This is a genomic window from Agromyces flavus (genome assembly GCF_900104685.1).
In the GTDB taxonomy this organism is placed as follows: domain Bacteria; phylum Actinomycetota; class Actinomycetes; order Actinomycetales; family Microbacteriaceae; genus Agromyces; species Agromyces flavus.
The window spans coordinates 3,666,623-3,692,308 of sequence record NZ_LT629755.1 but is presented as its reverse complement, the minus strand read 5'-3'; the positions used below and the strand labels follow the sequence as shown (position 1 = coordinate 3,692,308).

20 protein-coding genes and 4 pseudogenes are annotated in these 25,686 nt (G+C 72.1%); 10 read left to right on the top strand and 14 right to left on the bottom strand.

Features of this window, described 5'->3' with window-relative positions:
* Positions 1 to 194: 194 nt before the first annotated feature.
* The 3 genes and pseudogenes from BLT99_RS18145 to BLT99_RS18190 all read left to right on the top strand — a co-directional run.
* A pseudogene (locus BLT99_RS18145) lies at positions 195 to 533 on the top strand (acyl-CoA dehydrogenase family protein); the annotation flags it as partial.
* Positions 534 to 640: 107 nt separating this feature from the next.
* Positions 641 to 943 carry a hypothetical protein gene (locus BLT99_RS18140; RefSeq protein ID WP_231945706.1) on the top strand — a complete coding sequence of 101 codons (303 nt, stop codon included), beginning with the start codon at positions 641 to 643 and terminating at the stop codon, positions 941 to 943.
* A complete protein-coding gene (locus tag BLT99_RS18190; protein ID WP_092676660.1) occupies positions 828 to 1,463 on the top strand; it encodes a methyltransferase family protein in 636 nt (211 codons plus the stop codon). The genes BLT99_RS18140 and BLT99_RS18190 overlap by 116 nt, the downstream gene beginning before the upstream one ends.
* A gap of 89 nt (positions 1,464 to 1,552) precedes the next feature.
* On the opposite strand, the gene BLT99_RS17490 is transcribed toward BLT99_RS18190, so the two are convergent.
* The 3 genes from BLT99_RS17490 to BLT99_RS17730 form a co-directional block, all read right to left on the bottom strand.
* On the bottom strand, positions 1,553 to 3,124 hold the full coding sequence (locus tag BLT99_RS17490) for a maltokinase N-terminal cap-like domain-containing protein (RefSeq protein WP_172802990.1): 1,572 nt from the start codon (positions 3,122 to 3,124) through the stop codon (positions 1,553 to 1,555).
* Between the two features lie 157 nt (positions 3,125 to 3,281).
* Positions 3,282 to 3,515 (bottom strand): hypothetical protein, encoded by a 234-nt coding sequence (locus tag BLT99_RS17485; RefSeq protein ID WP_157675035.1) that lies wholly within the window; start codon positions 3,513 to 3,515, stop codon positions 3,282 to 3,284.
* A 1,126-nt stretch (positions 3,516 to 4,641) separates the two neighbouring features.
* Positions 4,642 to 4,806 carry a hypothetical protein gene (locus tag BLT99_RS17730; protein ID WP_157675034.1) on the bottom strand — a complete coding sequence of 55 codons (165 nt, stop codon included), beginning with the start codon at positions 4,804 to 4,806 and terminating at the stop codon, positions 4,642 to 4,644.
* 382 nt (positions 4,807 to 5,188) lie between these two features.
* On the opposite strand from BLT99_RS17730, the gene BLT99_RS17480 reads away from it, so the two are divergent.
* The 3 genes and pseudogenes from BLT99_RS17480 to BLT99_RS17475 all read left to right on the top strand — a co-directional run bounded on the left by BLT99_RS17480 (position 5,189) and on the right by BLT99_RS17475 (position 7,778).
* Positions 5,189 to 6,514 (top strand): MFS transporter, encoded by a 1,326-nt coding sequence (locus BLT99_RS17480; protein ID WP_231945696.1) that lies wholly within the window; start codon positions 5,189 to 5,191, stop codon positions 6,512 to 6,514.
* Positions 6,514 to 6,615 (top strand): annotated as a pseudogene (locus BLT99_RS18290) (hypothetical protein); the annotation flags it as partial. The gene BLT99_RS17480 and the pseudogene BLT99_RS18290, both read left to right, overlap by 1 nt.
* 17 nt (positions 6,616 to 6,632) lie before the next feature.
* Positions 6,633 to 7,778: a maltokinase N-terminal cap-like domain-containing protein gene (locus tag BLT99_RS17475; RefSeq protein WP_331712585.1), complete on the top strand. Its 1,146-nt coding sequence runs from the start codon at positions 6,633 to 6,635 to the stop codon at positions 7,776 to 7,778.
* Positions 7,779 to 8,200: 422 nt separating this feature from the next.
* Here BLT99_RS17475 and BLT99_RS17725 read toward each other — a convergent pair whose 3' ends face one another.
* The 9 genes and pseudogenes from BLT99_RS17725 to BLT99_RS17440 form a co-directional block, all read right to left on the bottom strand.
* Positions 8,201 to 8,422, bottom strand: a complete 222-nt coding sequence (locus BLT99_RS17725) for a methyltransferase family protein (protein ID WP_157675033.1) — start codon at positions 8,420 to 8,422, stop codon at positions 8,201 to 8,203.
* Positions 8,419 to 8,667: a hypothetical protein gene (locus BLT99_RS17890; protein ID WP_157675032.1), complete on the bottom strand. Its 249-nt coding sequence runs from the start codon at positions 8,665 to 8,667 to the stop codon at positions 8,419 to 8,421. The genes BLT99_RS17725 and BLT99_RS17890 overlap by 4 nt, the downstream gene beginning before the upstream one ends.
* 59 nt (positions 8,668 to 8,726) lie before the next feature.
* Positions 8,727 to 9,704 (bottom strand): acyl-CoA dehydrogenase family protein, encoded by a 978-nt coding sequence (locus BLT99_RS18135; RefSeq protein WP_231945695.1) that lies wholly within the window; start codon positions 9,702 to 9,704, stop codon positions 8,727 to 8,729.
* A 28-nt stretch (positions 9,705 to 9,732) separates the two neighbouring features.
* The gene (locus BLT99_RS18285) at positions 9,733 to 10,974 is read right to left on the bottom strand and encodes a GNAT family N-acetyltransferase (RefSeq protein ID WP_331712584.1); all 1,242 of its coding nucleotides are present in this window, start codon (positions 10,972 to 10,974) and stop codon (positions 9,733 to 9,735) included.
* A gap of 334 nt (positions 10,975 to 11,308) precedes the next feature.
* Positions 11,309 to 11,410 (bottom strand): annotated as a pseudogene (locus tag BLT99_RS18280) (hypothetical protein); the annotation flags it as partial.
* Positions 11,411 to 11,672: 262 nt separating this feature from the next.
* Positions 11,673 to 12,695: pseudogene (locus tag BLT99_RS18275) on the bottom strand (SNF2-related protein); the annotation flags it as partial.
* 1,385 nt (positions 12,696 to 14,080) lie between these two features.
* On the bottom strand, positions 14,081 to 14,551 hold the full coding sequence (locus tag BLT99_RS17450) for a GyrI-like domain-containing protein (protein ID WP_092668216.1): 471 nt from the start codon (positions 14,549 to 14,551) through the stop codon (positions 14,081 to 14,083).
* 10 nt (positions 14,552 to 14,561) lie between these two features.
* On the bottom strand, positions 14,562 to 15,296 hold the full coding sequence (locus BLT99_RS17445; RefSeq protein ID WP_092668214.1) for a hemerythrin domain-containing protein: 735 nt from the start codon (positions 15,294 to 15,296) through the stop codon (positions 14,562 to 14,564).
* A gap of 126 nt (positions 15,297 to 15,422) precedes the next feature.
* Positions 15,423 to 16,118, bottom strand: a complete 696-nt coding sequence (locus BLT99_RS17440) for a nucleoside/nucleotide kinase family protein (protein ID WP_092668212.1) — start codon at positions 16,116 to 16,118, stop codon at positions 15,423 to 15,425.
* Between the two features lie 60 nt (positions 16,119 to 16,178).
* Between BLT99_RS17440 and BLT99_RS17435 the strand changes: the two genes are divergently transcribed.
* On the top strand, positions 16,179 to 16,661 hold the full coding sequence (locus BLT99_RS17435; RefSeq protein ID WP_308208998.1) for a hypothetical protein: 483 nt from the start codon (positions 16,179 to 16,181) through the stop codon (positions 16,659 to 16,661).
* A gap of 33 nt (positions 16,662 to 16,694) precedes the next feature.
* Here the strand turns inward: BLT99_RS17435 and BLT99_RS17430 are convergent, their stop codons facing one another.
* The gene (locus BLT99_RS17430) at positions 16,695 to 17,063 is read right to left on the bottom strand and encodes a winged helix-turn-helix transcriptional regulator (protein ID WP_092668209.1); all 369 of its coding nucleotides are present in this window, start codon (positions 17,061 to 17,063) and stop codon (positions 16,695 to 16,697) included.
* A gap of 93 nt (positions 17,064 to 17,156) precedes the next feature.
* On the opposite strand from BLT99_RS17430, the gene BLT99_RS17425 reads away from it, so the two are divergent.
* A complete protein-coding gene (locus BLT99_RS17425) occupies positions 17,157 to 18,032 on the top strand; it encodes an NAD(P)H-binding protein (protein ID WP_092675313.1) in 876 nt (291 codons plus the stop codon).
* Between the two features lie 67 nt (positions 18,033 to 18,099).
* On the opposite strand, the gene BLT99_RS17420 is transcribed toward BLT99_RS17425, so the two are convergent.
* Positions 18,100 to 22,044, bottom strand: coding sequence for a S8 family peptidase (locus BLT99_RS17420; protein ID WP_092675310.1), 3,945 nt, complete (start codon positions 22,042 to 22,044; stop codon positions 18,100 to 18,102).
* Positions 22,045 to 22,155: 111 nt separating this feature from the next.
* On the opposite strand from BLT99_RS17420, the gene BLT99_RS17415 reads away from it, so the two are divergent.
* The gene (locus BLT99_RS17415) at positions 22,156 to 23,124 is read left to right on the top strand and encodes a transcriptional regulator TrmB (protein WP_092675308.1); all 969 of its coding nucleotides are present in this window, start codon (positions 22,156 to 22,158) and stop codon (positions 23,122 to 23,124) included.
* Positions 23,125 to 23,308: 184 nt separating this feature from the next.
* The gene (locus BLT99_RS17410) at positions 23,309 to 25,621 is read left to right on the top strand and encodes an immune inhibitor A domain-containing protein (RefSeq protein ID WP_229724487.1); all 2,313 of its coding nucleotides are present in this window, start codon (positions 23,309 to 23,311) and stop codon (positions 25,619 to 25,621) included.
* The last annotated feature ends 65 nt before the right edge of the window (positions 25,622 to 25,686 follow it).

Genomic DNA, 25,686 nt, shown 5'->3' with positions numbered 1-25,686 from the left:
CGCAGGCGGCAGGCGGGCTGTCGTGCTTCTTCGTGCCGCGCGTGCTGCCCGACGGCTCGCGCAACGTGTTCCGGATCCAACGGCTCAAGGACAAGCTCGGCAACCGGTCCAATGCGTCGAGCGAGGTCGAGTTCGACGGCACCGACGGATGGCTCGTCGGCGACGAGGGGCGCGGCGTTGCCACGATCGTCCAGATGGTGACGCGCACGCGGCTCGACTGCGTGCTCGGCACGGCGGCCGGCATGCGCCAGGCCGTGGCCGAGGCGGCATGGCACGTGCGGCACCGCCGCGCGTTCGGGTCGCTGCTCGTCGACCAGCCCGCGATGACGGCGGTCGTGGCCGACCTCGCGCTCGAGTCGGAGGCGGCGACGATCACCGCGATGCGCCTCGCGCGGGCCTACGACGACGACGCGTCCGACGTCGAGCGCGCGTCCGGCGCCTGGCGACCGCGGTCGCGAAGTACTGGTGTGCAAGCGCGGCCCGAGCACGCGTACGAGGCGCTCGAGTGCCTCGGCGGCAACGGCTACACCGAGGGCTTCCCGCTCGCGCGCCGCTATCGCGAGCAACCGCTGCTGGCGATCTGGAGGGGTCGGCAACGTGATCGCCCTCGACGTGCTGCGCGTGCTCGAGCGAGAGCCCGATGCCTTCGAGCGTTCTTCTCGGGCCGGCGAGGCCGAGGCGAGCACCGGCGCTCGACCTCGAGCTCGCCGAAGCGCGGTCGGTCGTGGCCGAGATCGGGCGAGCGGATGCCGCGACCGCGGCCCTGCGCGCCCGCGAGCTCGCCGAGCGACTCGCGCTCGTGCTGCAGGCGTCGCTGCTCGTGCAGCATGCTCCGCCCGCGGTGGCCGACGCCTTCGTGCGCTCGCGGATCGAAGGTCGCGCGGGTCGCTCTACGGCTCCTTCCGTCGGCGTCGACCTCGCGGCGATCCTCGCCCGCGCCTGACGCGCCGCGCCGGGGTGGGCCGACGACGCGGCGACCGCCCGCGGACGGCAGAATGGCGGGTGAGGGATCGCGCGAACTGGCTCGTGGTGGCGCAGTTCGTGCTGCTCGCGTGCTGGTGGTCCTCCCGTTCGCCGTGCCCGGGCGCCGCTCTGGCCGGACAGCAGTCGACCGTGCTGGCCGTGTTGCCATCATCACCGGGCTCGTGCTCGCGGGCGCGGGGCCGTTGCGCTCGGCGCGACCTCGTGGTGCAGGTGGCGCCGCGCGAGGGGCCGCGCTGCGCACCACAGGCGCGTACCGGTTGACGCGCAACCCGATCTACGTCGGCCTGCTGATCGCCGCGTCGGGCTGGGTCGTCTGGTTCGCGCGCGTCGACCTCATCGTCGTCTGGGTGCTGCTGGCCGTCGTGCTCGTCGCCAAGGCGCGTGTCGAAGAGCGTCGCCTGGTCACGCGGTTCGGCGACGATTACCGCGAGTACGCCGCGCACACGCCGCTCATGCTCTGGCGTCGCGGCATCCGCTAGCCATCGCGGCCTCGGCTCGAAACGCAACCCTCCCGCCCGCGACACCGCAGCCGTAGCGTCGAATCGGAAGGAGGGCATCATGAGCAGCTTCACTGATCCGGTCGATGAGCCGATGCGGCAGGAGCGCGGATTCCCCATCGACACCGACGACGTCTCCGCCAACGAGGAGCCCCGCTCGACCAGGAGGCGAACGAGGACGCCATCGACTCGGCCGAGGCCGACCGACGCGCCGCGGAAGAGGGCACGATCGGCGACGACCGAGTCTGACCCTGAGCCTTCCCGGCTACGGCGCCGACGCCTGCAATGGTCCTGCGGCCACAGCTGCGTGATCGCGCGAAGCGGGATCGGCGCCCAGTCGGACGGTTGCGCGTCTCGTAGATCGCCTCGTACACCGCCTTGTCGAGCTCGAACGCGGCGAGCAGGTCACGGTACTTGCTGAGATCGGTGCCGGATGCCGCGATATAACCGTCGATGAACGCCTGGCGGGCCGAGGCGGCCCACGTCCGAGCCTCGGCGCGCGCTCGGGGTGCACGATCTCGGTCGCGCCCGCGACGTAGTCGAACGAGCGCAGCATGCCCGCCACGTCGCGCACCGGCAGGTCGGGACGGCGAACGCTCGGCCATGGGCCGCATCGGCTCGCCCTCGAAGTCGAGCAGGAGCCATCCGCGCTCGGGGGAGAGGATCACCTGGCCGAGGTGCAGGTCGCCGTGGATGCGCTGCAGCTGCGGCCACGCTCCCTGCGTCGCGCGTGCGTAGTACTCCGCGATCGCGGCGCGGTGCGGCTCGAGCGCCGGTACCTCGGCGACGCCGATGGTCAGGCGCCGCTGCCACGCCTCGTCGATCGCCGCGATGAGCTCCGCCGACGCGCGCTCGCGCGGGAACGCGCCACCGAGCGAGCGGTGCACCTCAGCGACGGCGACCCGAGGGCGCGTGCGTCGTCGCGAAGTCGCGGCCGCCGGCGGCGGCGAGGAGTGCCACCCGCCAGGCGTCCTCGACGCCCGCAGGAACTCCTGCGCGAACGCCAGGTGGCCGCGCGCGCGTCCGTCGGGGCGGCCGACGTCGTCCCACTCGCCGACCACGTCGCCCACGCTCGGCGGCACATGCGGCGAACCGGATGCCGCGAGCGCCGTCTGCAGCGTCACGTCGGGGTTGTCGCCGTGGTGGAGCTGGCGGAACACCTTGCAGATGAGGGGCGCCGCGCCATCCGGCCGGTAGATGATCGACGTGTTGGACTGCTCGCCGCCGAGCACGCTCGCGGGCACGTGCGGACCCGGCCGCGCGGCATCCGGAGCACCCGAGTAGTGGCCGACGGCCGTGGCGCCGTGCGCGACCGCGCGCCGCTCGTGCACGATGAGGTCGAGCAGCACGTCGGTGAAGGCCGCGTCGTGCGGGCCGTCGTAGAGGTGCGTGCCGTCTCGAGGGCCGCGATGAGGTGAGCGGATGCCTCCGCGCGGCCGCCGCGCGTTCCACGACGGGAACCTGGTAGAGCACGGGCGGTTCCGTCGCGTCATCCATGAGCAGCATCGACCACACGCGGACCCGGACTCGGCTGACGGCAGCTCCCACTCGCCGATGCGGCGCAGCCGCGGGGCGTGGCCCTTGCCGCCGTACCAGCGTTGCGCCGGCATCCACTCGGCGATCGCGGCCACGGCGCTGTCCATGGTCTGAACAGTAGGGCCGCGCATCAGCGAAGTCGAGGAACGACGCGGGTCATGACGCCTCGTGGCGTGGCGCGCGGCCCGGCGGCGAGCGCGCGGCTCGTCGAGCCCATGACGACGCGCGTGCGCTTGCGCTCGACCACGATGAAGAGGGTGCCGATCAGCCACAGCGGGACCTGGGTGAGGAACGCGATGCGGAACGCGTCGAGCGTGTACGTCGCGGCGTGCCGGCGCCCTGCGCGTCCATCGCGATGCCGATGAGGAGGATGGCGAGGAGCGCCGCGAGGAATCCGCCGACGTTCGTGATGCCCGTCGCCGTGCTCAGCCGGTGGCTCGGGTTGAAGGTGCGTGCGTGATCGAACCCGATCATCGACCCGGGGCCGCCGGTGCTCATCGCGAAGGCGAGCACGACAGCAGCCAGAGCGGGGCCGGGCCCGGCCAGGCGATGACGACGAGCCATGCCGCGACCTGGATCCGATCACGGGCAGCACGAGCAGTCGCGAGCGCGATACGGGTGCCGGGTCGAGAGCGCCCCGATGACCGGTCCGACCAGGATGCCGAACACCACGTAGACGTGAACAGCAACGACGCCATCGCGGTCGTCAGCCCCTCGCCCACGGTCAGGAAGGGAAGCCCCACAGCAGTACGAACGCCGTGCCGAGAACGGGGTCGTGAAATGCGACCAGAACGCGAGGCGCGTGCCCGGGTGGGCCCACGACTCGCGGAACCCCTGGCGCAGGTCGCCGACGAGCGCACGGCATGGATGGCGCCGGTCGTCGTGTCGACGGAGACGTCCGCGGTTCGGCCGGCGGTCGGTTGCCGGATGACCGCGAACGTGAGGATCGTGAACAGCGCCCGAGCCCCGCCAGTGAGCCGAATGCGACCGACCAGCTCGTCGCGTGCAGCAGCGCCGCGAGTGGGAGCACCGCGAGGATCTGCCCCGACTGGCCGATGAGTCCGTCAACTGCACCAGCAGGGGCGCCTGTCGTCGGGGAACCAGACCGCCACCACGCGCAGCACGCTCGGGAACACGGCGCGTCGCCCGCGCCGAGTAGCATGCGGCGGCGATCGCCCATGCGACATCGGGGGCGAACGCCAGCGTGAACTGGCCGATCGCCATGAGCGCCATGCCGATGGGATGATCGGGCGGGCGCCGAACCGGTCGAGCAGCAGGCCGACCGGGATCTGCATTCCGCCGTACACGGCGAGGCTGGATGGAGCGACATCGACAGCGCGAGGCATCCGCTCGAACGCACCGCCGCGTCGACCCGCCGGCGAGCGCGACGCGTTCGTGACGACGATTCGCCGCGAGCCCGACGCCCACCCAGCCACAGTCGCCACGCGGCGTGCTGGAGGGGCGGATGGTCAGTCACTCGAGGCTCCGTCGGCCGTGCGCGGCTGACCCGTTGACGGGATGCGGGCGAGATCCGGGGCGTTCATGGCGTTGACGACGATCGCCCCGTCCGCCGACCTGCGAGGGGGACGGCGATCGGGGCGATCGGAGTGCGCGAACCGCCCGATCAGGCCAGCGGCGCGTCGGTCGCTGCCGGCTCGCTCGCGACGACCTCGCGCGGGGAACGGCCCTCGACGGCCGCGGGGTCGCCCTCGGCGCCGAACTCGGCGTCGAGGTCGTAGGCGGCCTGCTCGAACTGCGAGTTGTACAGCGGTAGTAGCGCCCTTGGCACTGATCAGCTCTGCGAATCGACGAGATCAGTGCCGAACAACTCGCAGTTCGAGCAGGCGCCTACGACCTCGACGCCGAGTTCGGCGCCGAGGGCGACCCCGCGGCCGTCGAGGGCCGTTCCCCGCGCGAGGTCGTCGCGAGCGAGCCGGCAGCGACCGACGCGCCGCTGGCCTGATCGGGCGGTTCGCGCACTCCGATCGCCCCGATCGCCGTCCCCCTCGCAGGTCGGCGGACGGGGCGATCGTCGTCAACGCCATGAACGCCCCGTGTCTCGCCCCGCCTCCCGTCAACGGGTCAGCCGCGCACGAGCCAGACGGTAGCCTCGAAGTGACGTGACCATCCCTGCCCCATCTCCAGCACGCCCGCGTGGCGACTGTGGCTGTGTGGGGCGTCGGGTCGCGGCGTACATCGTCTCGATCACGAACCGCTCGTCGCTCTCGGCCGTCGGCGTCGACGCGGCGGTGCGGTTCGACGCGGATGCCTCGACGCTGTCGATGTTCGCTGTCATCCAGCTCGCCGTGTACGGCGGAATGCAGATCCCGGTCGGCCTGCTGCTCGACCGGTTCGGCGCCCGCCCGATCATCACCATCGGCATGGCGCTCATGGCGATCGGCCAGTTCACGCTGGCGTTCGCCCCCGATGTCGCATGGGCGATCGCCGCCCGCATGCTACTCGGCGCGGGCGACGCCGCCGTGTTCCCGAGCGTGCTGCGCGTGGTGGCGGTCTGGTTCCCCGAACGACAGGCGCCCCTGCTGGTGCAGTTGACGGGACTCATCGGCCAGTCGGGGCAGATCCTCGCGGTGCTCCCACTCGCGGCGCTGCTGCACGCGACGAGCTGGTCGGTCGCATTCGGCTCACTGGCGGGGCTCGGGGCGCTGTTCACGATCCTCACGTTCGCGGTCATCCGCAACCGACCGCCGGGCCGAACCGCGGACGTCTCCGTCGACACGACGACCGGCGCCATCCATGCCGTGCGCTCGTCGGCCGACCTGCGCCAGGGGTTCCGCGAGTCGTGGGCCCACCCGGGCACGCGCCTCGCGTTCTGGTCGCATTTCACGACCCCGTTCTCGGGCACGGCGTTCGTACTGCTGTGGGGCTTCCCCTTCCTGACCGTGGGCGAGGGGCTGACGACCGCGATGGCGTCGTTGCTGTTCACGGTCTACGTGGTGTTCGGCATCCTGGTCGGACCGGTCATCGGGGCGCTCTCGACCCGGCACCCGTATCGCCGCTCGCGACTGCTCGTGCTGCCCGTGATCGGGATCCAGGTCGCGGCATGGCTCGTCGTCATCGCCTGGCCGGGCCCGGCCCCGCTCTGGCTGCTGTTCGTGCTCGCCTTCGCGATGAGCACCGGCGGCCCCGGGTCGATGATCGGGTTCGATCACGCACGCACCTTCAACCCGAGCCACCGGCTGAGCACGGCGACGGCATCACGAACGTCGGCGGATTCCTCGCGGCGCTCCTCGCCATCCTCCTCATCGGCATCGCGATGGACGCGCAGGGCGCCGGCACGCCCGCGACGTACACGCTCGACGCGTTCCGCATCGCGTTCCTCACCCAGGTCCGCTGTGGCTGATCGGCACCCTCTTCATCGTGGTCGAGCGCAAGCGCACGCGCGTCGTCATGGGGCTCGACGAGCCGCGCGCTCGCCGCCGGGCCGCGCGCCCACGCCACGAGGCGTCATGACCCGCGTCGTTCCTCGACTTCGCTGATGCGCGGCCCTACTGTTCAGACCATGGACAGCGCCGTGGCCGCGATCGCCGAGTGGATGCCGGCGCAACGCTGGTACGGCGGCAAGGGCCACGCCCCGCGGCTGCGCCGCATCGGCGAGTGGGAGCTGCCGTCAGCCGAGTCCGGGTCCGCGTGTGGTCGATGCTGCTCATGGATGACGCGACGGAACCGCCCGTGCTCTACCAGGTTCCCGTCGTGGAACGCGCGGCGGCCGCGCCGGAGGCATCCGCTCACCTCATCGCGGCCCTCGACGACGGCACGCACCTCTACGACGGCCCGCACGACGCGGCCTTCACCGACGTGCTGCTCGACCTCATCGTGCACGAGCGGCGCGCGGTCGCGCACGGCGCCACGGCCGTCGGCCACTACTCGGGTGCTCCGGATGCCGCGCGGCCGGGTCCGCACGTGCCCGCGAGCGTGCTCGGCGGCGAGCAGTCCAACACGTCGATCATCTACCGGCCGGATGGCGCGGCGCCCCTCATCTGCAAGGTGTTCCGCCAGCTCCACCACGGCGACAACCCCGACGTGACGCTGCAGACGGCGCTCGCGGCATCCGGTTCGCCGCATGTGCCGCCGAGCGTGGGCGACGTGGTCGGCGAGTGGGACGACGTCGGCCGCCCCGACGGACGCGCGCGCGGCCACCTGGCGTTCGCGCAGGAGTTCCTGCCGGGCGTCGAGGACGCCTGGCGGGTGGCACTCCTCGCCGCCGCCGGCGGCCGCGACTTCGCCGACGACGCACGCGCCCTCGGGGTCGCCGTCGCTGAGGTGCACCGCTCGCTCGGTGGCGCGTTCCCGCGCGAGCGCGCGTCGGCGGAGCTCATCGCGGCGATCGACGAGGCGTGGCAGCGGCGCCTGACCATCGGCGTCGCCGAGGTACCGGCGCTCGAGCCGCACCGCGCCGCGATCGCGGAGTACTACGCACGCGCGACGCAGGGAGCGTGGCCGCAGCTGCAGCGCATCCACGGCGACCTGCACCTCGGCCAGGTGATCCTCTCCCCGAGCGCGGATGGCTCCTGCTCGACTTCGAGGGCGAGCCGATGCGGCCCATGGCCGAGCGTCGCCGTCCCGACCTGCCGGTGCGCGACGTGGCGGGCATGCTGCGCTCGTTCGACTACGTCGCGGGCGCGACCGAGATCGTGCACCCGAGCGCGCCGCCGAGGCTCGGACGTGGGCCGCCTCGGCCCGCCAGGCGTTCATCGACGGTTATATCGCGGCATCCGGCACCGATCTCAGCAAGTACCGTGACCTGCTCGCCGCGTTCGAGCTCGACAAGGCGGTGTACGAGGCGATCTACGAGACGCGCAACCGTCCCGACTGGGCGCCGATCCCGCTTCGCGCGATCACGCAGCTGTTGGCCGCAGGACCATTGCAGGCGTCGGCGCCGTAGCCGGAAGGCTCAGGGTCAGACTCGGTCGTCGCCGATCGTGCCTCTTCCGCGGCGCGTCGGTCGGCCTCGGCCGAGTCGATGGCGTCCTCGTTCGCCTCCTGGTCGAGCGGGCGTCCTCGTTGGCGGAGACGTCGTCGGTGTCGATGGGGAATCCGCGCTCCTGCCGCATCGGCTCATCGACCGGATCAGTGAAGCTGCTCATGATGCCTCCTTCCGATTCGACGCTACGGCTGCGGTGTCGCGGCGGGAGGGGTTGCGTTTCGAGCCGAGGCCGCGATGGCTAGCGGATGCCGCGACGCCAGAGCATGAGCGGCGTGTGCGCGGCGTACTCGCGGTAATCGTCGCCGAACCGCGTGACCAGGCGACGCTCTTCGACACGCGCCTTGGCGACGAGCACGACGGCCAGCAGCACCCAGACGACGATGAGGTCGACGCGCGCGAACCAGACGACCCAGCCCGACGCGGCGATCAGCAGGCCGACGTAGATCGGGTTGCGCGTCAACCGGTACGCGCCTGTGGTGCGCAGCGCGGCCCCTCGCGCGGCGCCACCTGCACCACGAGGTCGCGCCCGAGCGCAACGGCCCCCGCGCCCGCGAGCACGAGCCCGGTGATGATGAGCAACACGGCCAGCACGGTCGACTGCTGTCCGGCCCAGAGCGGCGCCACGGGCACGGCGAACGGGAGGACCACCAGCACCGCGAGCAGCACGAACTGCGCCACCACGAGCCAGTTCGCGCGATCCCTCACCGCCCATTCTGCCGTCCGCGGGCGGTCGCCGCGTCGTCGGCCCACCCCGGCGCGGCGCGTCAGGCGCGGGCGAGGATCGCCGCGAGGTCGACGCCCGACGGAAGGAGCCGTAGAGCGACCCCGCGCGACCTTCGATCCGCGAGCGCACGAAGGCGTCGCCACCGCGGGCGGAGCATGCTGCACGAGCAGCGACGCCTGCAGCACGAGCGCGAGTCGCTCGGCGAGCTCGCGGGCGCGCAGGGCCGCGGTCGCGGCATCCGCTCGCCCGATCTCGGCCACGACCGACCGCGCTTCGGCGAGCTCGAGGTCGAGCGCCGGGTGCTCGCCCTCGGCCTCGCCGGCCACGAGAAGAACGCCTCGAAGGCATCGGGCTCTCGCTCGAGCACGCGCAGCACGTCGAGGGCGATCACGTTGCCCGACCCCTCCCAGATCGCCAGCAGCGGTTGCTCGCGATAGCGGCGCGCGAGCGGGAAGCCCTCGGTGTAGCCGTTGCCGCCGAGGCACTCGAGCGCCTCGTACGCGTGCTCGGGCCCGCGCTTGCACACCCAGTACTTCGCGACCGCGGTCGCCAGGCGCCGGAACGCGCGCTCGACGTCGGACGCGTCGTCGTCGTAGGCCCGCGCGAGGCGCATCGCGGTGATCGTCGCCGCCTCCGACTCGAGCGCGAGGTCGGCCACGACCGCCGTCATCGCGGGCTGGTCGACGAGCAGCGACCCGAACGCGCGGCGGTGCCGCACGTGCCATGCCGCCTCGGCCACGGCCTGGCGCATGCCGGCCGCCGTGCCGAGCACGCAGTCGAGCCGCGTGCGCGTCACCATCTGGACGATCGTGGCAACGCCGCGCCCCTCGTCGCCGACGAGCCATCCGTCGGTGCCGTCGAACTCGACCTCGCTCGACGCATTGGACCGGTTGCCGAGCTTGTCCTTGAGCCGTTGGATCCGGAACACGTTGCGCGAGCCGTCGGGCAGCACGCGCGGCACGAAGAAGCACGACAGCCCGCCTGCCGCCTGCGCGAGCACGAGGAATGCGTCGCTCATGGCGCGCTGCAGAACCACTTGTGGCCGGTCAGGCGGTACCGCCGTCCCCACGACTCGTCGTCGCCGGTCGGCTCGGCGCGGGTCGTGTTGGCCCGCACGTCGGATCCGCCTGCTTCTCGGTCATCGCCATGCCGACGAGCGCCGACGGCTTGGCCGGGCCGCCGATGAGCCGCGGGTCGTACTCGCGGCTCAGCAGTCGCGGCATCCAGACGTCGACGAGGCCGGGCGCGGCCTGCTGCACCACGGGCACCGCGGCGTGCGTCATCGACACCGGGCAGGCGTGCCCCGGCTCGACCTGTGCGAAGAGCAGGAACGCGGCGGCCCGATCGACGTTCGCGCCGGGGCCAGGCTCGGCCCACGCGCCGGTGTGCGCGCCGCGCCCGACGGCCGAGCGGATGACGCGGTGGTAGGCGTCGTCGTAGTCGACCTCGTCCACGCGGTGGCCCCACCGGTCGTGCGTCCGCAGTTCGGGCGTGCGCGTGTTCGCGCGCTCGGCGTCGCGCTGGAAGCCCGCCGAGCCGGCGAGCTCGCCGATCTCGTGCAGCCCCTGCGCCGAGGCATCCGCGCCCGGCCCCATCGGGCGACCGCCTCGACCAGCGCGACGTTCTCGGCGTACTCGTCGACGCCGACCCGCGCGGCGCCTGGTTTCTCGACCTCGTGCGTGATCATCGTCGACCTCCGCGTCCATTCCACACCCGCGCGGCTGCGGATGCACGGCCGCCCCAGGCTGGGACTCGCTAGTCGTCGTCGGCGATGCGCTGGAAGAGCACGTGGTCCTGCCACTGCCCGCGATCTGCAGATAGCGGGGCGCGTAGCCGATGCGCTCGAACCCGTTCTTGGCGAGCACCCGCTGCGAGGCGGCGTTGTGCGGCAGCGTCGCCGCCTGCACGCGGTGCAGGCCGAGCTCGCCGAACGCGAGCGCGAGCGTCGCCCGCGCGGCCGAGGTCGCGTAGCCGCGCCCGTTCGCCGACGACGCCACCCAGTAGCCGAGGTTCGCCGAGAGGAAGGGTCCGCGGATGATGCCGCTGAGCACCATCGAGCCGATGATCGCGCCGTCGTCGTCGAGGATGACGAGCGGGAACGACTGACCTGCCTCGTGCAGCCGCAAGGACGCGGCGATGATGTCGGCCTGGCCTGCGACCGTCGTGAAGCCGTCGGGGCGCACCGGCTCCCACGGCGCGAGGAACTCCTGCTCGCGCGTGCGCACGGCCGAGAGCTCTTCGGCGTCTTCGGGCTGCATCAGCCTGACGCGCGGGCGTTCGGGATTCACCGTCCGAGAGTATCGGCGCGGCGGCGGACCACGCGAGGCTCGGGAACGCGACCGCGTCACCCCTCGAGCAGCTCGCGCAGGTCGTCGGCGTCGAGCTGCGCACTGCCGAGGCCGTCGTCGAGCACGGATGCCGCGAGTGCGCCTTCCGCGCCTTGAGCGCCATGACCTTCTCCTCGATGGTGCCCGCCGCGACGAGTCGGTACACCATGACGTGCTGCTTCTGCCGATGCGATGCGCACGGTCGACCGCCTGCGCCTCGCTCGCCGGTTCCACCAGGGTCGAGCAGGAACACGTAGTCGGCCTCGGTGAGTTTCAGTCCGAACCCGCCGGCCTTGAGGCTGATGCAGAACACGGATGCCGCGCCCGATCGGAAGCGCGCGATCTCGTCGTCGCGGCGGCGAGCCGTCGTCGAGCCGTCGAGGTACGCGTACGGCACGCCCGCGGCATCCAGCCTGCCGCGACCCGGCCGAGGAACGACGTGAACTGGCTGAACACGAGTGCGCGGTGCCCCTCGGCGAGCACGTCGTCGAGCTGCTCGAACAGCGCGTCGAGCTTGGCCGACGGGATGCCGGCGTGCCGCTCGGCGTCGATGAGGGTCGCGTCGAGCGCGAGCATGCGCAGCAGCGTGATCGAGCGGTACACGATGAACCGTTGCCGTCGAGGTCGTCGACGAGACCCAGGAGCTTCTGCCGCTCGCGCTGCAGCACCACGTCGTAGAGGCGTCGGTGCTCGGGTGCGAGCTCGACCTCGAGCACCTGCTCCTGCTTGGGCGGCAGCTCGGGCGCGACGGCTTCCTTCGTTCGTCGCAGTACCAGCGGGCGGATGCGACGACGCAGCCGATCGAGTCGCTCGGCGTTGCGGTCGTCCTCGACGGGTCGTCGATACCGCTCGTCGAACCCACGACGCGACGGGAAGAGTCCGGGCGCGACGATGCGCAGGATCGCCCACAGATCGCCGAGGTGGTTCTCGAGCGGCGTGCCCGTGACCGCGAGCCGGAAGGGAGCCCGAATGGCGCGTGCCGCGTCGTGCACCTTCGTCGCCGCGTTCTTCACGAACTGCGCCTCGTCGAGGATGAGCCCGCCCCAGTCGAGCTCGGCGAAGGCGTCGGCCTCGAGGCGGAGCACAGCGTAGGTCGTGACCACGACGTCGGCTCGGGCCGCCACGTCGGCGAGGCGTCGGCGCTGCGTCGCCTGGGTGCCGCTGACCGATGCGACGCGGAGCCCGGGCGTGAATCGCGCGGCCTCGTGGATCCAGTTCGACGCGACCGAGGTCGGCGCGACGACGAGGAAGGGCGCGCCGTCGACCCCGTCAGCCGAGGTCCGCGCGGCGGTGGCGTGCTGGATGAGCGCGAGGCACTGCACGGTCTTGCCGAGCCCCATGTCGTCGGCGAGGACGCCGCCGAGGCGGTTCGCCCAGAGGTAGGCGAGCCAGCGGAACCCCGCGAGCTGGTACGGCCGCAGTGGCAGCGCGAGCTCCTCGGGAGGCGCGAGTTCCTCGACCCGTCCGCCCTCGAGTGCCGCGACCGTCGCCCGCCACGTGACCGCAGGCTCGGCGACATCCGCGAGGTCTTCGAAATCGGCCCACAGGCTGGTGCGGCTGCGGTAGATCGGCAGGCGCCCGGTCTCCCACTCCGCGAGGTCGCCCGCCTCCTCGATGAGTTCGCGCAGCTCGGCGAAGATCGGCTGCGTGAGCGAGAGGTAGGACTTGTCGACGAGGAGCATGCGCTTCTGCCCCTTCGCGAGCGCTCGGAACAGCCGCATGAAGGGCACCGGCCGTCCGTTCACGGTGATCACCACGCCGAGGTCGAACCAATCGGGCTGGTCGGTCTCGACCGTGGTGACCCGCACCTCAGGACGCTCGGTGGCCTCGCGGTAGTCGGGGCGCTCGCCGCGCACGTCGATGCGGAATGAGGCGCCGGCGGCGCGCGCCGCGAGCGCCTCGAGTCGCGGCATCCGCTCGGCCGTGAACTGCGCGGCATCGACACCGCGGAGCACGATCGCGTCGAGCGGCACCCAGCCGAGCTCGTCGCCGACCCGCGCGAGCAGGTCGTCGTCGAGCTGGGGGTCGTCGACGGCGGCGGATGGGTCGACCTCGGTCGTGCGCCCGTCAGCGTGCTCCCACCGCCACGCGAGCCGCAGCACGTCGCCGGACTCGAACCGCGCGTCGAGCACGAGGGTCGCGGGTGGGCGGGGCGGCGGCGCGAAGCTGCCGTCGCGGCTCGTCACCGCGATCGAACCGGCGAGCGCGTGGAAGTGCGACGTCGCGAAGTCGGCCACCTCGGCGGCGGGCACCCGGATCGGCTCGGGCGCGGACAGCACGGCCGCCTCGGCCGGCCCGAGCAGCCCACCCGCGTAGGGCGCCAGTTCGATGAGCCCGGCGTCGAAGTCGAAGCGGTACACGCCGTGCCCGGCGACCGGCCGAGCGTGCTCGAGCGCGTGGTCGTCGGCGTCGAGCGTCAGGATCGGCGTGAGCGTGAGCGCCCCGTCGGCTCCGGCCGCGGCGTCGAGCCCGATGACGGCACCGCCGCGAAGCGCGACCTCTGGCGTGGCATCCGACCCGACGAGTGCGATGCCGAGTCGGCCCGCCTCGTCGAGGAGGGCCCAGAGCAGCGGGCTCTCGAAGTCGTCGACCGTGATCCACTCGGAGCCGTACACCTGCAGGGATGGGCCCGACCCCTTGAGCATCGCGAACTGGGCGAACCAGCGGGACTGCGCCGGGTCGACGCCGGCCGCGGACGCCTGGAAGCCGATGTTCTGCCAGGTCAGTCCGCCCTTGATCCAGGCGCCCCGCGAGCCCTGCGTGACCGGACGCACCGCGAGCCGGTCGACGGCGACCGCGCGCCGAGCGGGCTCGTCGCGCGGGCCGCGCCACTCGCCGTTGCGCCGCTGCACCCGGCGCCGCAGTTCGAACTGCAGACCGAGTCGACGCGTCGTCGTGCGCTCGTCGGCGGGCGCGCCATCCGCTCGCCTCACCGGCGACGCGTCTGCCGGCGAGCCCATTGCGGCAAGCGCGCTGCGCCAGTCGCGCGCCGCCCCGGCGGGCGGCAGCGGATCGGCGGGCATGCGGACCATGCTCGCATGCGCCGCCGACAGGCCGAGCCGAACCCTCAGCCGGCGGGCTTCAGCGGGCAGAACACGACGGTCTTCACCTGCTCGTCGGGCATGCCCGGCGGGCTCCAGTACTCCTCCCACATGGTCGACTCGTCGATCTCGCGCCCGTGCAGCGCCATCGCGGCGGCGATCGCGTCGTAGGCCTCGGAAATCGTCGCGTAGGGGCCGAGGTGGACGGTGCTGGCGACCTCGCCCTCGGGCAGTTCGTCGGGCACGACCTCGCCCTCGGGCTCGATCGGCGACGTGATGATGAATCCGGCGACGCTCAACGAGCCCGACGCCGGGTCCATCTCGGTGTAGCGGCCGATCGCGGGGCCGTCGCCCAGGAGGCCGCGCGGCCCGAGGACCGACGCGACGCGCTCGAACGCGGAACGCATGAACTCCGGGATCTCGTCGAACGTCGTCCGCGTCCGCACGACTGCCGCGTCCTTCCGCGGCACCAGGGTCACCTGCACGTCGTAGGCCATCGCGATCCCCTCATCTCGTGCCGGTCAGCTGCGCGCGATTCGCGAGGTACTTGCGCCGGCCAATCAGCCGCCAGACCCCGCGTACGGGCGGCGGCAGGTGGAAGCGGAGCCACTCGTCCCCGCCATCGGGCTGCGCCGCGAGGATCGCGCCCAGCTGCTGCCACGTCTTGCCCTTCGGCGTGGCCTTCCGGCCGTGCACGGATGCCGCGTCGACCTCCTTCTGGGTGAGGACCGTCTCCATCACGGGCACGATGTTGGCCTCCTCGTCGGGCAGGTGCACGGCGAGCGCCGCGTTGATGCCGTCGAGCGCAGCCAGCACCCTCGCGGCATCCGCCTGCCGACCGCTCGCCCGCCACGCAGGCAGCGCGGCGTCGAGCTCGCGCAGGTGCACGAGCATCACGGCGTGCTGCTCCTTCATGCGCTCGACATGGCCGGCGCACGCGGGCGCGCGGTCGTCGAGCGTGTCCCAGAGGTTTTCGTCCTCGAACTCGTGGTGCGCGTGCAGGCTCGTGGAGATCATCGCGAGGTGGTCGCCGACCACGTCGGCGTGCGCGTCATCCGCCTCGGCCACGCCGCGCACGAGCGTCGGCCCCTCGCCGAACGACGCGCGGTACATGCGGTGGATCTCGACCATGCCGCGCGCGTCGCAGGTCTTCGGGGCGCCGGCGGCGGGGCCGGTGCCGCTCGAGCCCCGGCCACCCGATCCGGGCGGGTCTCCGCTGGGCGGCAAGGCGGTGGCGGCCATGGGTGCTCCGATCGTCGGCGACGGATGGTGCTGCGCGCGACGTTACGACCGCGTCGGCGTGCTGGCAAGGCTCGCCGCACCCCGCGTGCGGGGGCGCCCTTCCTGCGAGGGCCGAAGGCCCGCGCCTCAGGCGCCGATCTCGACCTCCCACGTCGTGCCCGACACGACGAGGTCGGCGCGGGCGACCGTGGGCGCGATGACGAGCGCGTTCGTGCCGTCGACCTCGTGCGCCCACGCGAGCGCCGCCTCGGGCGTGCGCCCGAACGCGGTGTGGCGCTCGACGAGCCGGCGCACGCGTTCCTCCTCGGACGCCTCGATGAACCACGCCTCGTCGACCAGGTCGCCGACCCGCTCCCACGGCCCATCGTCGACGAGCAGGTAGTTGCCCTCGACGACCACGATGCGCGCCGACGGCTCGATCGCGATCTCGGCGGCGACCGGCTCGTCGACCGACCGCTCGAAGCCGGGCGCGTAGACGGTGTGCTCGGTCTCGGCGAGGACGCGTTCGAGCAGTCCGGCGAAGCCCCAACCGTCGAACGTCTCGATCGCGCCCTTGCGATCGCGAAGCCCCAGACGGTCGAGGGTCGCGTTGGCCAGGTGGAAGCCGTCCATGGGCAGGTGCACGGCGAGCCCCGCGCCATCCGTTCGGTTCACGGCCTCGACGAGCGCCGTCGCGAGCGTCGACTTGCCCGCGCCTGGGCAGCCCGTGATGCCCAGCAGCACGCGATGACCGGATGCCGCGGCGAGCTCGTCGCGCGCGAGGTCGACGAGTGCCGTCAATGCCGCGGCCGTGCGCGGTGCCGCGGGGTCGGGCCGGTCCATGACCTCAGGATGGCGCATCGAGCAGGAATCGAGAAGCGCGCGCCGCATCATCCGCGTACCGTGACGAACAGAGCCGATCAGGGGCTCACCGACCTGGAGGAGGAGATCATGGCCGAGAAGACCGAGGGCCTGTCGGAGTTCGAGCGCGAGGCCGTCAAGGACCGCGCGAAGGAGTTGCGCGCCGAAGCGAAGGCGGGCAAGAACCGCGCCGCGGGCGAGAAGGCGATCCGTGCCGCGATCGACGAGATGACTGGGAACGACCGCGAGATCGCCGAGGGGTTCTACAAGGTCGTCGGCAGCGTCGCGCCGCAGCTCATGCCGAAGACCTACTACGGCATGCCGGCGTTCGCGAACGACGACGGCAAGGTCGTCGCCTTCATGCAGCCCGCCGTCAAGTTCAAGGCCCGGTATGCGACGCTCGGCTTCGACGACAAGGCGAACCTCGACGACGGCGACATGTGGCCCACGTCGTTCGCGGTCGTCAAGTGGACGCCGGCGGTCGAGCAGCGATACTCCGAGCTGGTGGCGTCAGCGGTCAGCTGAGGCCGACGAGCCGGGCATCGGGTCGGTCGGCGGTCAGGCCGGCCGGCCCGTGATCGTGCCGGCGTGCTCGGCGACCCAGTCGACGAGCGGCAGCATGCGCTCCATGAGCTCGCGCCCGAGGTCGGTGAGGGCGTACTCGACGCGCGGCGGAACCTCGGGGTAGGACGTGCGCACGACGAGCCCGTCGGCTTCGAGCGTGCGCAGCGTCGAGGCGAGCATCTTCTCGCTGATGCCCTCGACCTCGCGGCGGAGCTCGCCCCACCGCAGCGTGCCGTCGGTCAGGGCGAGCAGTACGAGGACGCCCCACTTGCTCATGATGTGGTCGAGCACGACCCGGGTCGGGCATCCCTCGAGGAAGACCTCGCCGGACCGCTCGCGGATCTGCGCGAGACTTACCGTCATGTGGGTACCTTACCGAAAAGTGGGTACCAGCGCGCGGGAAGGTAGACCGCGGTCGGCGGGTTGGCTTCGGTGAACCGACCGAAGGGATACCCCATGACCATCCTCGTCACCGCCGCCTCCGGCCACCTCGGCCGACGCGTCCTCGACGCGCTGCTCGACCGCGGCGCCGCACCCGCCGAGATCGTCGCCGGCGCCCGCGACACGTCGAAGCTGGCGGATGTCGCGAGCCGCGGCATCCGCGTCGTCGAGCTCGACTACGCCCGCCCCGAGACCATCGCGCCCGCCCTCGGCGGCGTCGACTCGGTGCTGCTCATCTCCGGCACCGAGTTCGGCAGCCGTGTCGCCCAGCACCGCAACGTGATCGAGGCCGCGAAGGCGGCGGGCGTGGCGAAGCTCGCCTACACGAGCGGGCCCAAGGCCATGACGAGCGAACTCGTCCTCATGCCCGAGCACCGCGGCACCGAGGAGGTCATCGCCGAGGTCGGCGTCCCGGCGGTGATCCTTCGAAACAACTGGTACACCGAGAACTACGCGCAGGATGTCGCGACCGCTGCCGCCACGGGCACGATCGCCGCCGCGACGGGCGCCGGTCGGGTCGCCTCGGCACCGCGCCGCGACTTCGCCGAGGCCGCCGCCGTCGTGCTGCTCGAGGACGGCCACGTCGGCAACGTGTACGAACTCGGCGGCGACGCGCCGTGGACGTTCGCCGAGCTCGCCGCGGCAGCCGCCGAGGTACTCGGTCGCGACGTCGCCTTCGTCGCGCAGACCCCGGCCGAGCGCATCGCGTCGCTCACCGCCGTCGGCCTCGACGAGGGCACGGCCGGATTCGTCGCCGCCATCGACGAGGGCATCGCGCGCGGCGACCTCGCCGAGTCGGATGGCACGCTCTCGCGCCTCATCGGCCGTCCGACGACCCCACTCGTCGAGGCGCTGCGCGAGCTCGTGGAGACCGAGCGCGCCGCCGCCTGACGCCGCGTCCGACGCGGTCGAGGCCCGGACGACGTGCGACGTCGTCCGGGCCTCTTCCCTGCGCGGCTCAGGTCAAGGGCGTCGGGCCGCCCTTCACGGCGCCGTGGTTCACCGGCGCGACCTGGACGGCACGTTCGATCTCCTGCGAGAACGTATTGCCCGCGGCATCCGTCGCGGTCACGCGCAGGTCGAGCCACGCGCCCGCGTCGGGCACCGGCAGCGACGCCTCGTAGCCGCTCACCCAGGCTCGACCCTCGGCGAAGATCCCGCCGGGCGCCTCGCCCGGGCCGGAGTCGTCGGCCGACAGCAGCTCGAGCGGCACGGGCTTCCAGTCCGTGCCCGAGACGCGCACCTCGAGCGTGGCCTCTGTCATGGCGCCCGAGCCGACCGCGCCGGCGACGTGCCCGAGCTCGAGCGAGAGCGGCACCGCCTCACCCTTCTTGCGTCCCACGCCGGCCATGCCCGCGGCATCCGTCTCGATGTCGTACACCGTCTGAATCATGGGCTGGAACTGGAACGACCAGTCGTCGCGCGACCCGCTCGTCGTGAAGGTCCACTCCGACAGGGTCTTCGTCGACGACGCGAGCGCCGAGCCATCGTGCGTCGCCGTGTTGACGACCCGCACCTCGGCATCGCCGTCGGGCAGGTCCCAGACGTTGACGCCCTGGAACGGCCCCGACTTCAGCAGCTCGCCGTCGAGGTAGAAGTCGGTGTTCTGCGAGACACCCGGGTGGCCGGCGAACACGTCGAACGCTCCGGTGTGCCGGGCATCGCCGCCATCGGCCCACGACGGCAGGTTGACCTGCATCCAGTCGGCCGAACGGTACGGCGCGAAGTAGCCCTCGCCGACGTAGGGACGCACGATCGGACCGAAGTAGCTCGTCTCGACGTGCTCGCCGGGCTCGTACGACCGGGGCACGTCACGGACCTGCCAGCCCACATCGAGCACCGTCGCGTCCTGGTACCAGTCGACGTCGGTATTGACCCACTCCGTCCGCTCGATGCCGCGCACCGCGTTCATCGGGAAGCCGAAGCCGTACGCGCCGTTCGGCGCGAGGTCCCAGCGGAACTCGGCGAGCCGGTCGCCGGCCTCGCCGCGGTACCAGGTGTCGATGCGGGCGAGGTCGGATGGCGCGTAGTGCAGGTCCGCCGGGATGGCGTCGGCGTCGTAGCGCGCGATGTCCCAGATCTCGTGGGCGTCGGCGACGCCCGTACCGGAGATCGTCATGCCGCCCTTCGCGGAACCGAGGGCGTCGAAGACCCGGCGTCCCTGCACGCCGCTCATCGTGGCGACCGGGATGGCGACGTCGGAGCCGTCGTCGGCGCCGACCCACTCACTGAGCTCGCCGTCGGCGTCGTTGGCCACGAGCAGCATGGTGGCGCCGGCGGCGAGCGCGTTGACCGCGCGCTCGGACGGCGAGACGGCGTCGGAGCGCGTGACCACGGCGACCTTGCCGGCCGCGTCGATCGCGGCGAACTCGGCGGCGCTGCCAGTGCCGGCGGCGACCGCCCGCACCTTGAGGTCGCCGTCGAACCGCATCGACCCGGCCTGCGGGATGACGTCGAGCTGCTCCTTCCCGGCCTTCAGATCCAGGCGCGGCTCCTGCAGGCGCCAGCGCGTCACGAAGTCGAACGCCTCGACGTGGGGAGCGGTCATGGGCTCCGCCCAGAGCTCGTCGGTCCACACCGGGGCGAGCACTCCGGTTTCGAAGCCGTCGGCGGTGACGTCCATCCGGCGGACGGTCGCCTCGAGGCCGTCCTCGCCGACGTCGACGGTAACCGGCTCGGCCTCGCGTGCGTCGAAGGCGACCGACGCGTCGCCATCGAGCACGAGGTCGGGGTCGCCCACGAGCACGTCGGCCACGGTGTCGGCCTCGCGGTCGAGCTCGAGCACGGTCATGACCGAGTAGCGCCCGGCGGGCAGCCGCAGGGTGGTCTCCCCCGCGACGCCGATGAGGTCGTACGCCTGGGTGTCGTGGTTGTAGAGCACGCCGTACGTCTCGACGGGCTCGCCGTCGAAGTCGGTGGCGGTGATCGTGAGGTCGTACCGCTCGCCCTCGGCGATGACGCCGAGCGCGGTGCGGGCGACCGGCTCACCGTCGATCGAGGCCACCAGCGCGCCTGAGAGCTGACGCCCGGCGGGAACCTTCGCGGGATCGGCGGTGAGCGTCACCGCGCGGGTCTCGCCCGCGGGGATGGTGAGCGTGTCGTCGCCGAGCGCGAACGCCTCGCCGGCCGCATCGTCCGACAGCGGATCCTCGACGCCGGGCGTGGTGTCGGCCAGCGCCGCCTCGAACTCGATCGTGACCTCGCTGTCGGTGCGGTTGGCGTACTCGATCGTGCGCTCGACGGGCGTCGGCTCCTCGCCCCAGGCGAGCATGCCGAAGTCACCCGAGCTGGATGCCACGACCGCCGCGTCGACGGCGTCCGCGACATCCAGCACCCCGGCGCCGACCTGGTACGGCGTGAGCCCCACGTCGGTGGCCGAGCTGAGCAGCGCGGCCCGCAGCTGCGCCGCGGTGTACTCCGGGTGCTGCTGCTTGACGATCGCCGCAGCGCCCGCGACGTGCGGCGTCGCCATCGAGGTGCCGCTCATCGCGAGGTATGCACCGTCGCCCGCGCGGTCGGCCGAGCGAGCGGCGGTGACGTCGTTGCCCGGCCCGGCGAGATCGGGCTTCAGGGTGCCCGTCCGCACGAGCGGACCCTGGCTCGAGAACCACGACAGCGAGCCGTCGGGGTCGTCGACCGATCCGACGGTGAGCGCGTGCTCGGCGGAGCCTGGCGACCCGATCGTCTCCGGCGCGCCCGAGTTGCCGGCCGCGACGACGAAGAGCGTGCCGGTCTGCTCGGCCAAGTCGTCGAGCGCCTGCGCCATGAGGTCCTCGCCGTCGGAGGCCTGCATCGAGCCGAGGCTCATCGACACGATCGGCGCGCGGTTCGCCGCCCACTCCATCGCGTCGATGATCCACGAGTCCTGCCCGTATCCCGACTGGTCGAGCACCTTGCCCACGAGCAGGTTCGCACCGTCGGCCACGCCGCGGTGCGCGCCGCCGCTCGCCGCGCCGGTGCCGGCGATCGTCGAGGCGACGTGCGTGCCGTGCCCGTTCGGGTCCCAGGCGACCTCCTCGTCGGGCACGAAGCTCGCCGACTCCGGCAGCACCCGTCCCGCGAGGTCGGGGTGCGTGTCGTCGTAGCCGGTGTCGAGCACCGCGACGGTCACGCCGGCGCCCGTGAACCCGTCGGCCCAGGCCTCGGGCGCGCCGATCCACGGCACGCTCGAGTCGAGCGTCGCCTGCACCTTTCCGTCGAGGTGGATGGCCGCGATGCCCCCGCCGAGCTTCACGGCGGCCGGGTCGGGGCCGGGGCCGAACGTGCGCGGGCCGGCGGCATCGTCGGGCGCTGCGCCGGTGAGCGCGGACCAGGTCGCCGCGGCATCCGAGTGCGACGCGGACGCGGCGGCCGCGCCGATGCTCTCGAGCGGCGTGCCGACGGCGACGCCGGGAAGCTCGGGCAGGGCCGGCGCGGGCGCGGGTTCGGCTCGACGCGACGTCGGCGCCGCCTCCAGCTCGAGGATCACGGGTGTCGCGTCGACCGAGGCGTCGTCGTAGCCGTACTCGATGAGCCGCGTGATGTTGAACAGGTCGGGGTCGACGACGCCCGCGGCCAGGTACGCCTCCGCTGCGGCGGGGATGATGCTGACCTCGTCGCCGGCGGTGACGGTGCGGAAGCCCGCGCCGGGCGCCGCCGGTTCGACCGCGACGGCGTGCATGCCGTCCGCCAGGTCGGTCACGGTGACGCGATCGCCGGTGATGAGGGTCACGCGATGCTGGCCGGTCGGCGCGGCGGGGGCGGCGACGGATGGCGCTGCAGGGGCGCCGCCGTCGCCGCCGGCCGGGTCGGCGGCTGCGGGGAGGGCGGCGCCGACGCCGGCGATGCCGATCGCCAGGCCGCCGAGGGCGGCGACGATCGGACGTCTGCGTCGTGGATCGGGAGTGGTGGTGCGTCGTGGCATGGATGCGCCTCTCGCGGTGGAACGGGGGTCGAAAGCAAGGTCGCACAGCAACGCCGCTACAGTGTTGGCGGAGTTACGCCATGGCCGTCATCCGCCAACGAAGGGGACCCGGTGCTCGACGCGATCGGACTGGACCAGCAGCACACCGCGGTCTACCGCCTCCTGCTCGGGATGCCGTCGGCCGACGCCGAGCTGGTCGCGCGGCACGCCTCGCTCGGGGTCCGCGATGCCCGCGGCATCCTCGACGACCTCGAAGCCCTCGGGCTCATCGCCCGCCAGGCCTCGGCACCCGATCGCGTCGTGGCATCGCCGCCGTCGGTCGCCCTGCGGCCGATGTTGCTCGAGCGCGAGCGGCGGCTGACCGAGGCGCACGAGGCACTCGTCCACCTCAGCGACCTGTACCGCGAGGGCGCGGCGCAGCGCACGGCCGCTGACGTCGTCGACGTCGTGCTCGGTCCCGAGGCGGTCGTGCAGCGGATCGGGCAGCTGCAGGCGTCGGCCGAGCGCCAGGTGAGCGCGTTCGTGCTCGAGGATGTCGCGCTGCTGAGCGGCGCCGACAACACCGAGGAGGATCTCGCGCTCGCACGCGGCGTCCGCTACCGCGTGGTCGTCGAGACCGCGGTCCTCCAGCGTCCCGGGTTCGTCGACGTGGTGCGCGACCTCGAGCCGCTCGGCGAGGAGGTGCGCGTGCGGCCGACACTGCCCACGCGGCTGTTCATCGCCGACGAGTCGCTCGCGCTGCTGCCGATGTACTCGCACGGTGAGCGCCGGGTGTCGGGCGCACTGCTCGTGCACCCGAGCGGGCTGCTCGACCTCGTCCTGGCGATGTTCGAAGAGGCGTGGCGCGACGCGCCCCGACTGCTCGCCGCCTACGGCGAGGTGCGCGAGCCCGAGGAGGGCGCGATCGATCGCAAACTGCTGTCGCTGCTGCTCCTCGGGCTGACGGATGCCGCGGCCGGCGCGCAACTCGGCCTGTCGGTTCGCACGGTCCAGCGTCGGGTCTCCGAGCTCATGGAGCGTGCGGGCGTCACCACCCGGATCCAGCTCGGCGCCGAGGCGGTGCGCCGAGCCTGGGTCTGAGGATCCCTCGCAGTTCCTTCGAGGATCTCTCGGCTCTGCGCAGCTTCGTCGAACGAGTTGCGCCGAATCCGGAGAAACGTGACCGTGACGAGATTCTCGGGGGATTCCCATGGCCCTCGAAGGGGTGTAGCTTTTTCCGCACTGTGCCCGGCAACCCCGGGCCTCAGCCCTGTTAGGAGAACCAGTGAACCGACGCACGCGCGGGATGCTCGCAATGGCTGCAGCGAGCGCGACGATGATCGCGGGGGCCGCATTCGGCCAGGCCGCCATCGCCGCACCCGTGAACGACCCGAACACCGGCTCGGCCTCAGCCGCCGCAGCCCGCCCCGACAACCGCCCCGGCCCCCTGACCGAGCGGCAGAACGAGCGCCGCAAGGCGGCGCAGGAACTCATCCTGTCCGGCCAGGCGTCTCCGAGCGAAGACGGCGTCGTCCAGCTCGCCGAGGACAAGTACTACGAGGCTGCGGTCTCGGGCACGGGGCGCCTCTTCACGATCCTGTCCGAGTTCGGCGACCAGGGCAGCGGAAAGCTCGGCACCGTGCCCGGGCCGCTGCACAACGAGATCCCTGAGCCCGACCGCGCGGTCAACAACAGCACGCACTGGATCCCCGAGTTCGAGACCCCGTACTACGAGGACCTGTTCTTCGGCGACGGCGACTCGTTCGCCGACTTCTACACGAAGCAGTCGTCGGGCAACTACACCGTCGACGGTGAGGTCAGCGACTGGGTGCAGGTGCCCGGCAACGCCTCGACCTATGGCGACAACAGCGTCGAGGACTACGGCGGGGCCTGGCAGTTCATCGAGGACTCCGGCAACGCGTGGTACGACGCGCAGAAGACCGCCGGCAAGACCGACGCCGAGATCAAGGCCGAGCTCGCGACCTTCGACGTGTGGGACCGCTACGACTTCGACGAGGACGGCGACTTCGACGAGCCCGACGGCTACCTCGACCACTTCCAGGCCGTGCACGCCGGTGAGGGCGAGGACGCCGGCGGCGGCGCGCAGGGCGAGGACGCCATCTGGTCGCACCGCTGGTACGTGAACTCGACCGACTACGGCACCACCGGTCCGACGGTCGACGGCACCCAGGTGAAGTTCGGCGGCGCCCAGATCGGCAACACGGGCTACTGGATCGGCGACTACACCGTCGAGGCCGAGAACGGCGGACTCGGCGTGTTCGCGCACGAGTACGCGCACGACCTCGGACTCCCCGACTTCTACGACACCGCGGGCGGCGAGAACTCCACGGGGTTCTGGACGCTCATGTCCAGCGGTTCATGGCTCAGCAGCGGCACGTCCGAGGACATCGGAACGAAGCCCAACTACATGGGCCCCTGGGAGAAGCTCCAGCTCGGCTGGCTCGACTACGCCGTCGTCTCGCCCGGCGAGAGCGGCGACTTCACGCTGAGCCCCGCCGCCCGGCAGGTCGCCGACCAGGAGCAGGCGCTCGTCGTCGACGTGCCGGACCAGCAGATCGAGACCACCTACACGACGCCCGCATCGGGTTCGAACGCCTGGTGGACCGGCAGCGCCGACGACCTCAACACGACGCTCACGCGCACCCTCGACCTGACTGGCATCCGCTCGGCCACCGTCACGGCGAAGGCCTGGTATGACATCGAGGCCGGCTACGACTACCTCTACGCCGAGTACCGTCCGGTCGGCACGACCGACTGGAAGCAGATCGGTACGCCGATCGACGGCTCGACGAGCGGCAAGTGGTCGACCGTCCGGTTCAGCGTGCCTGGCGGTGCGCCGACCGAGTTCCGGTTCCGCTACCAGACCGACGGCGGCGTGCACTACGCCGGCGCGTTCCTCGACGACATCTCGATCAAGAACGGCGGCACCACGCTGTTCAGCGACGACGTCGAGAGCGGTGAGAAGGGCTGGACCGCTGCGGGCGGCTTCAAGATCAGCACCGGCACCGAGACGAGCGAGGGCGACCGCTACTACCTCGTCGAGAACCGCACCTACGTCGACTACGACGCGACCCTCGAGTCGGGTCCGTACCAGTTCGACAAGGCGTACACGGCGCCCGACCACGTCGAGCACTTCAAGTTCCAGGACGGCATGCTCGTCTGGGCGATCGACGAGGCCTACAGCGACAACAACACGATCGAGCACGAGGGCCATGGCCTCGCGCTTCCCGTGGACGCTGACCCGGTGAAGTTCACCTACTCCGATGGCACTGCGCCGAGCAACCGTCGCCAGCCGTTCGACGCGACGTTCGGTCTGCAGCCGATCGACGAGACCCTTCTGCACAAGGAGGTCCTGAGCGGTTCGGGCAAGAGCCAGACCGTGAAGACGCTCGAGGCGGTCGGCTCCGACGGCAACGAGCTGCAGACCGCGACCTTCTCGGACAAGGTCAAGGACGCGTACTTCAGCTCGACCAACCCGCTCGGCGGCGTCATGGTCGCCGGCCACGGCGTGACGGTGACCGTGAACTCGCAGACGACCGGCGGCAGCATGACCGTCAGCGTCAACAACCCGCAGTGATCCGCAGCCTCGGCTGACGCATCGCGACACGCGGCGGGCCCGTCCCCTCGGGGGCGGGCCCGCTT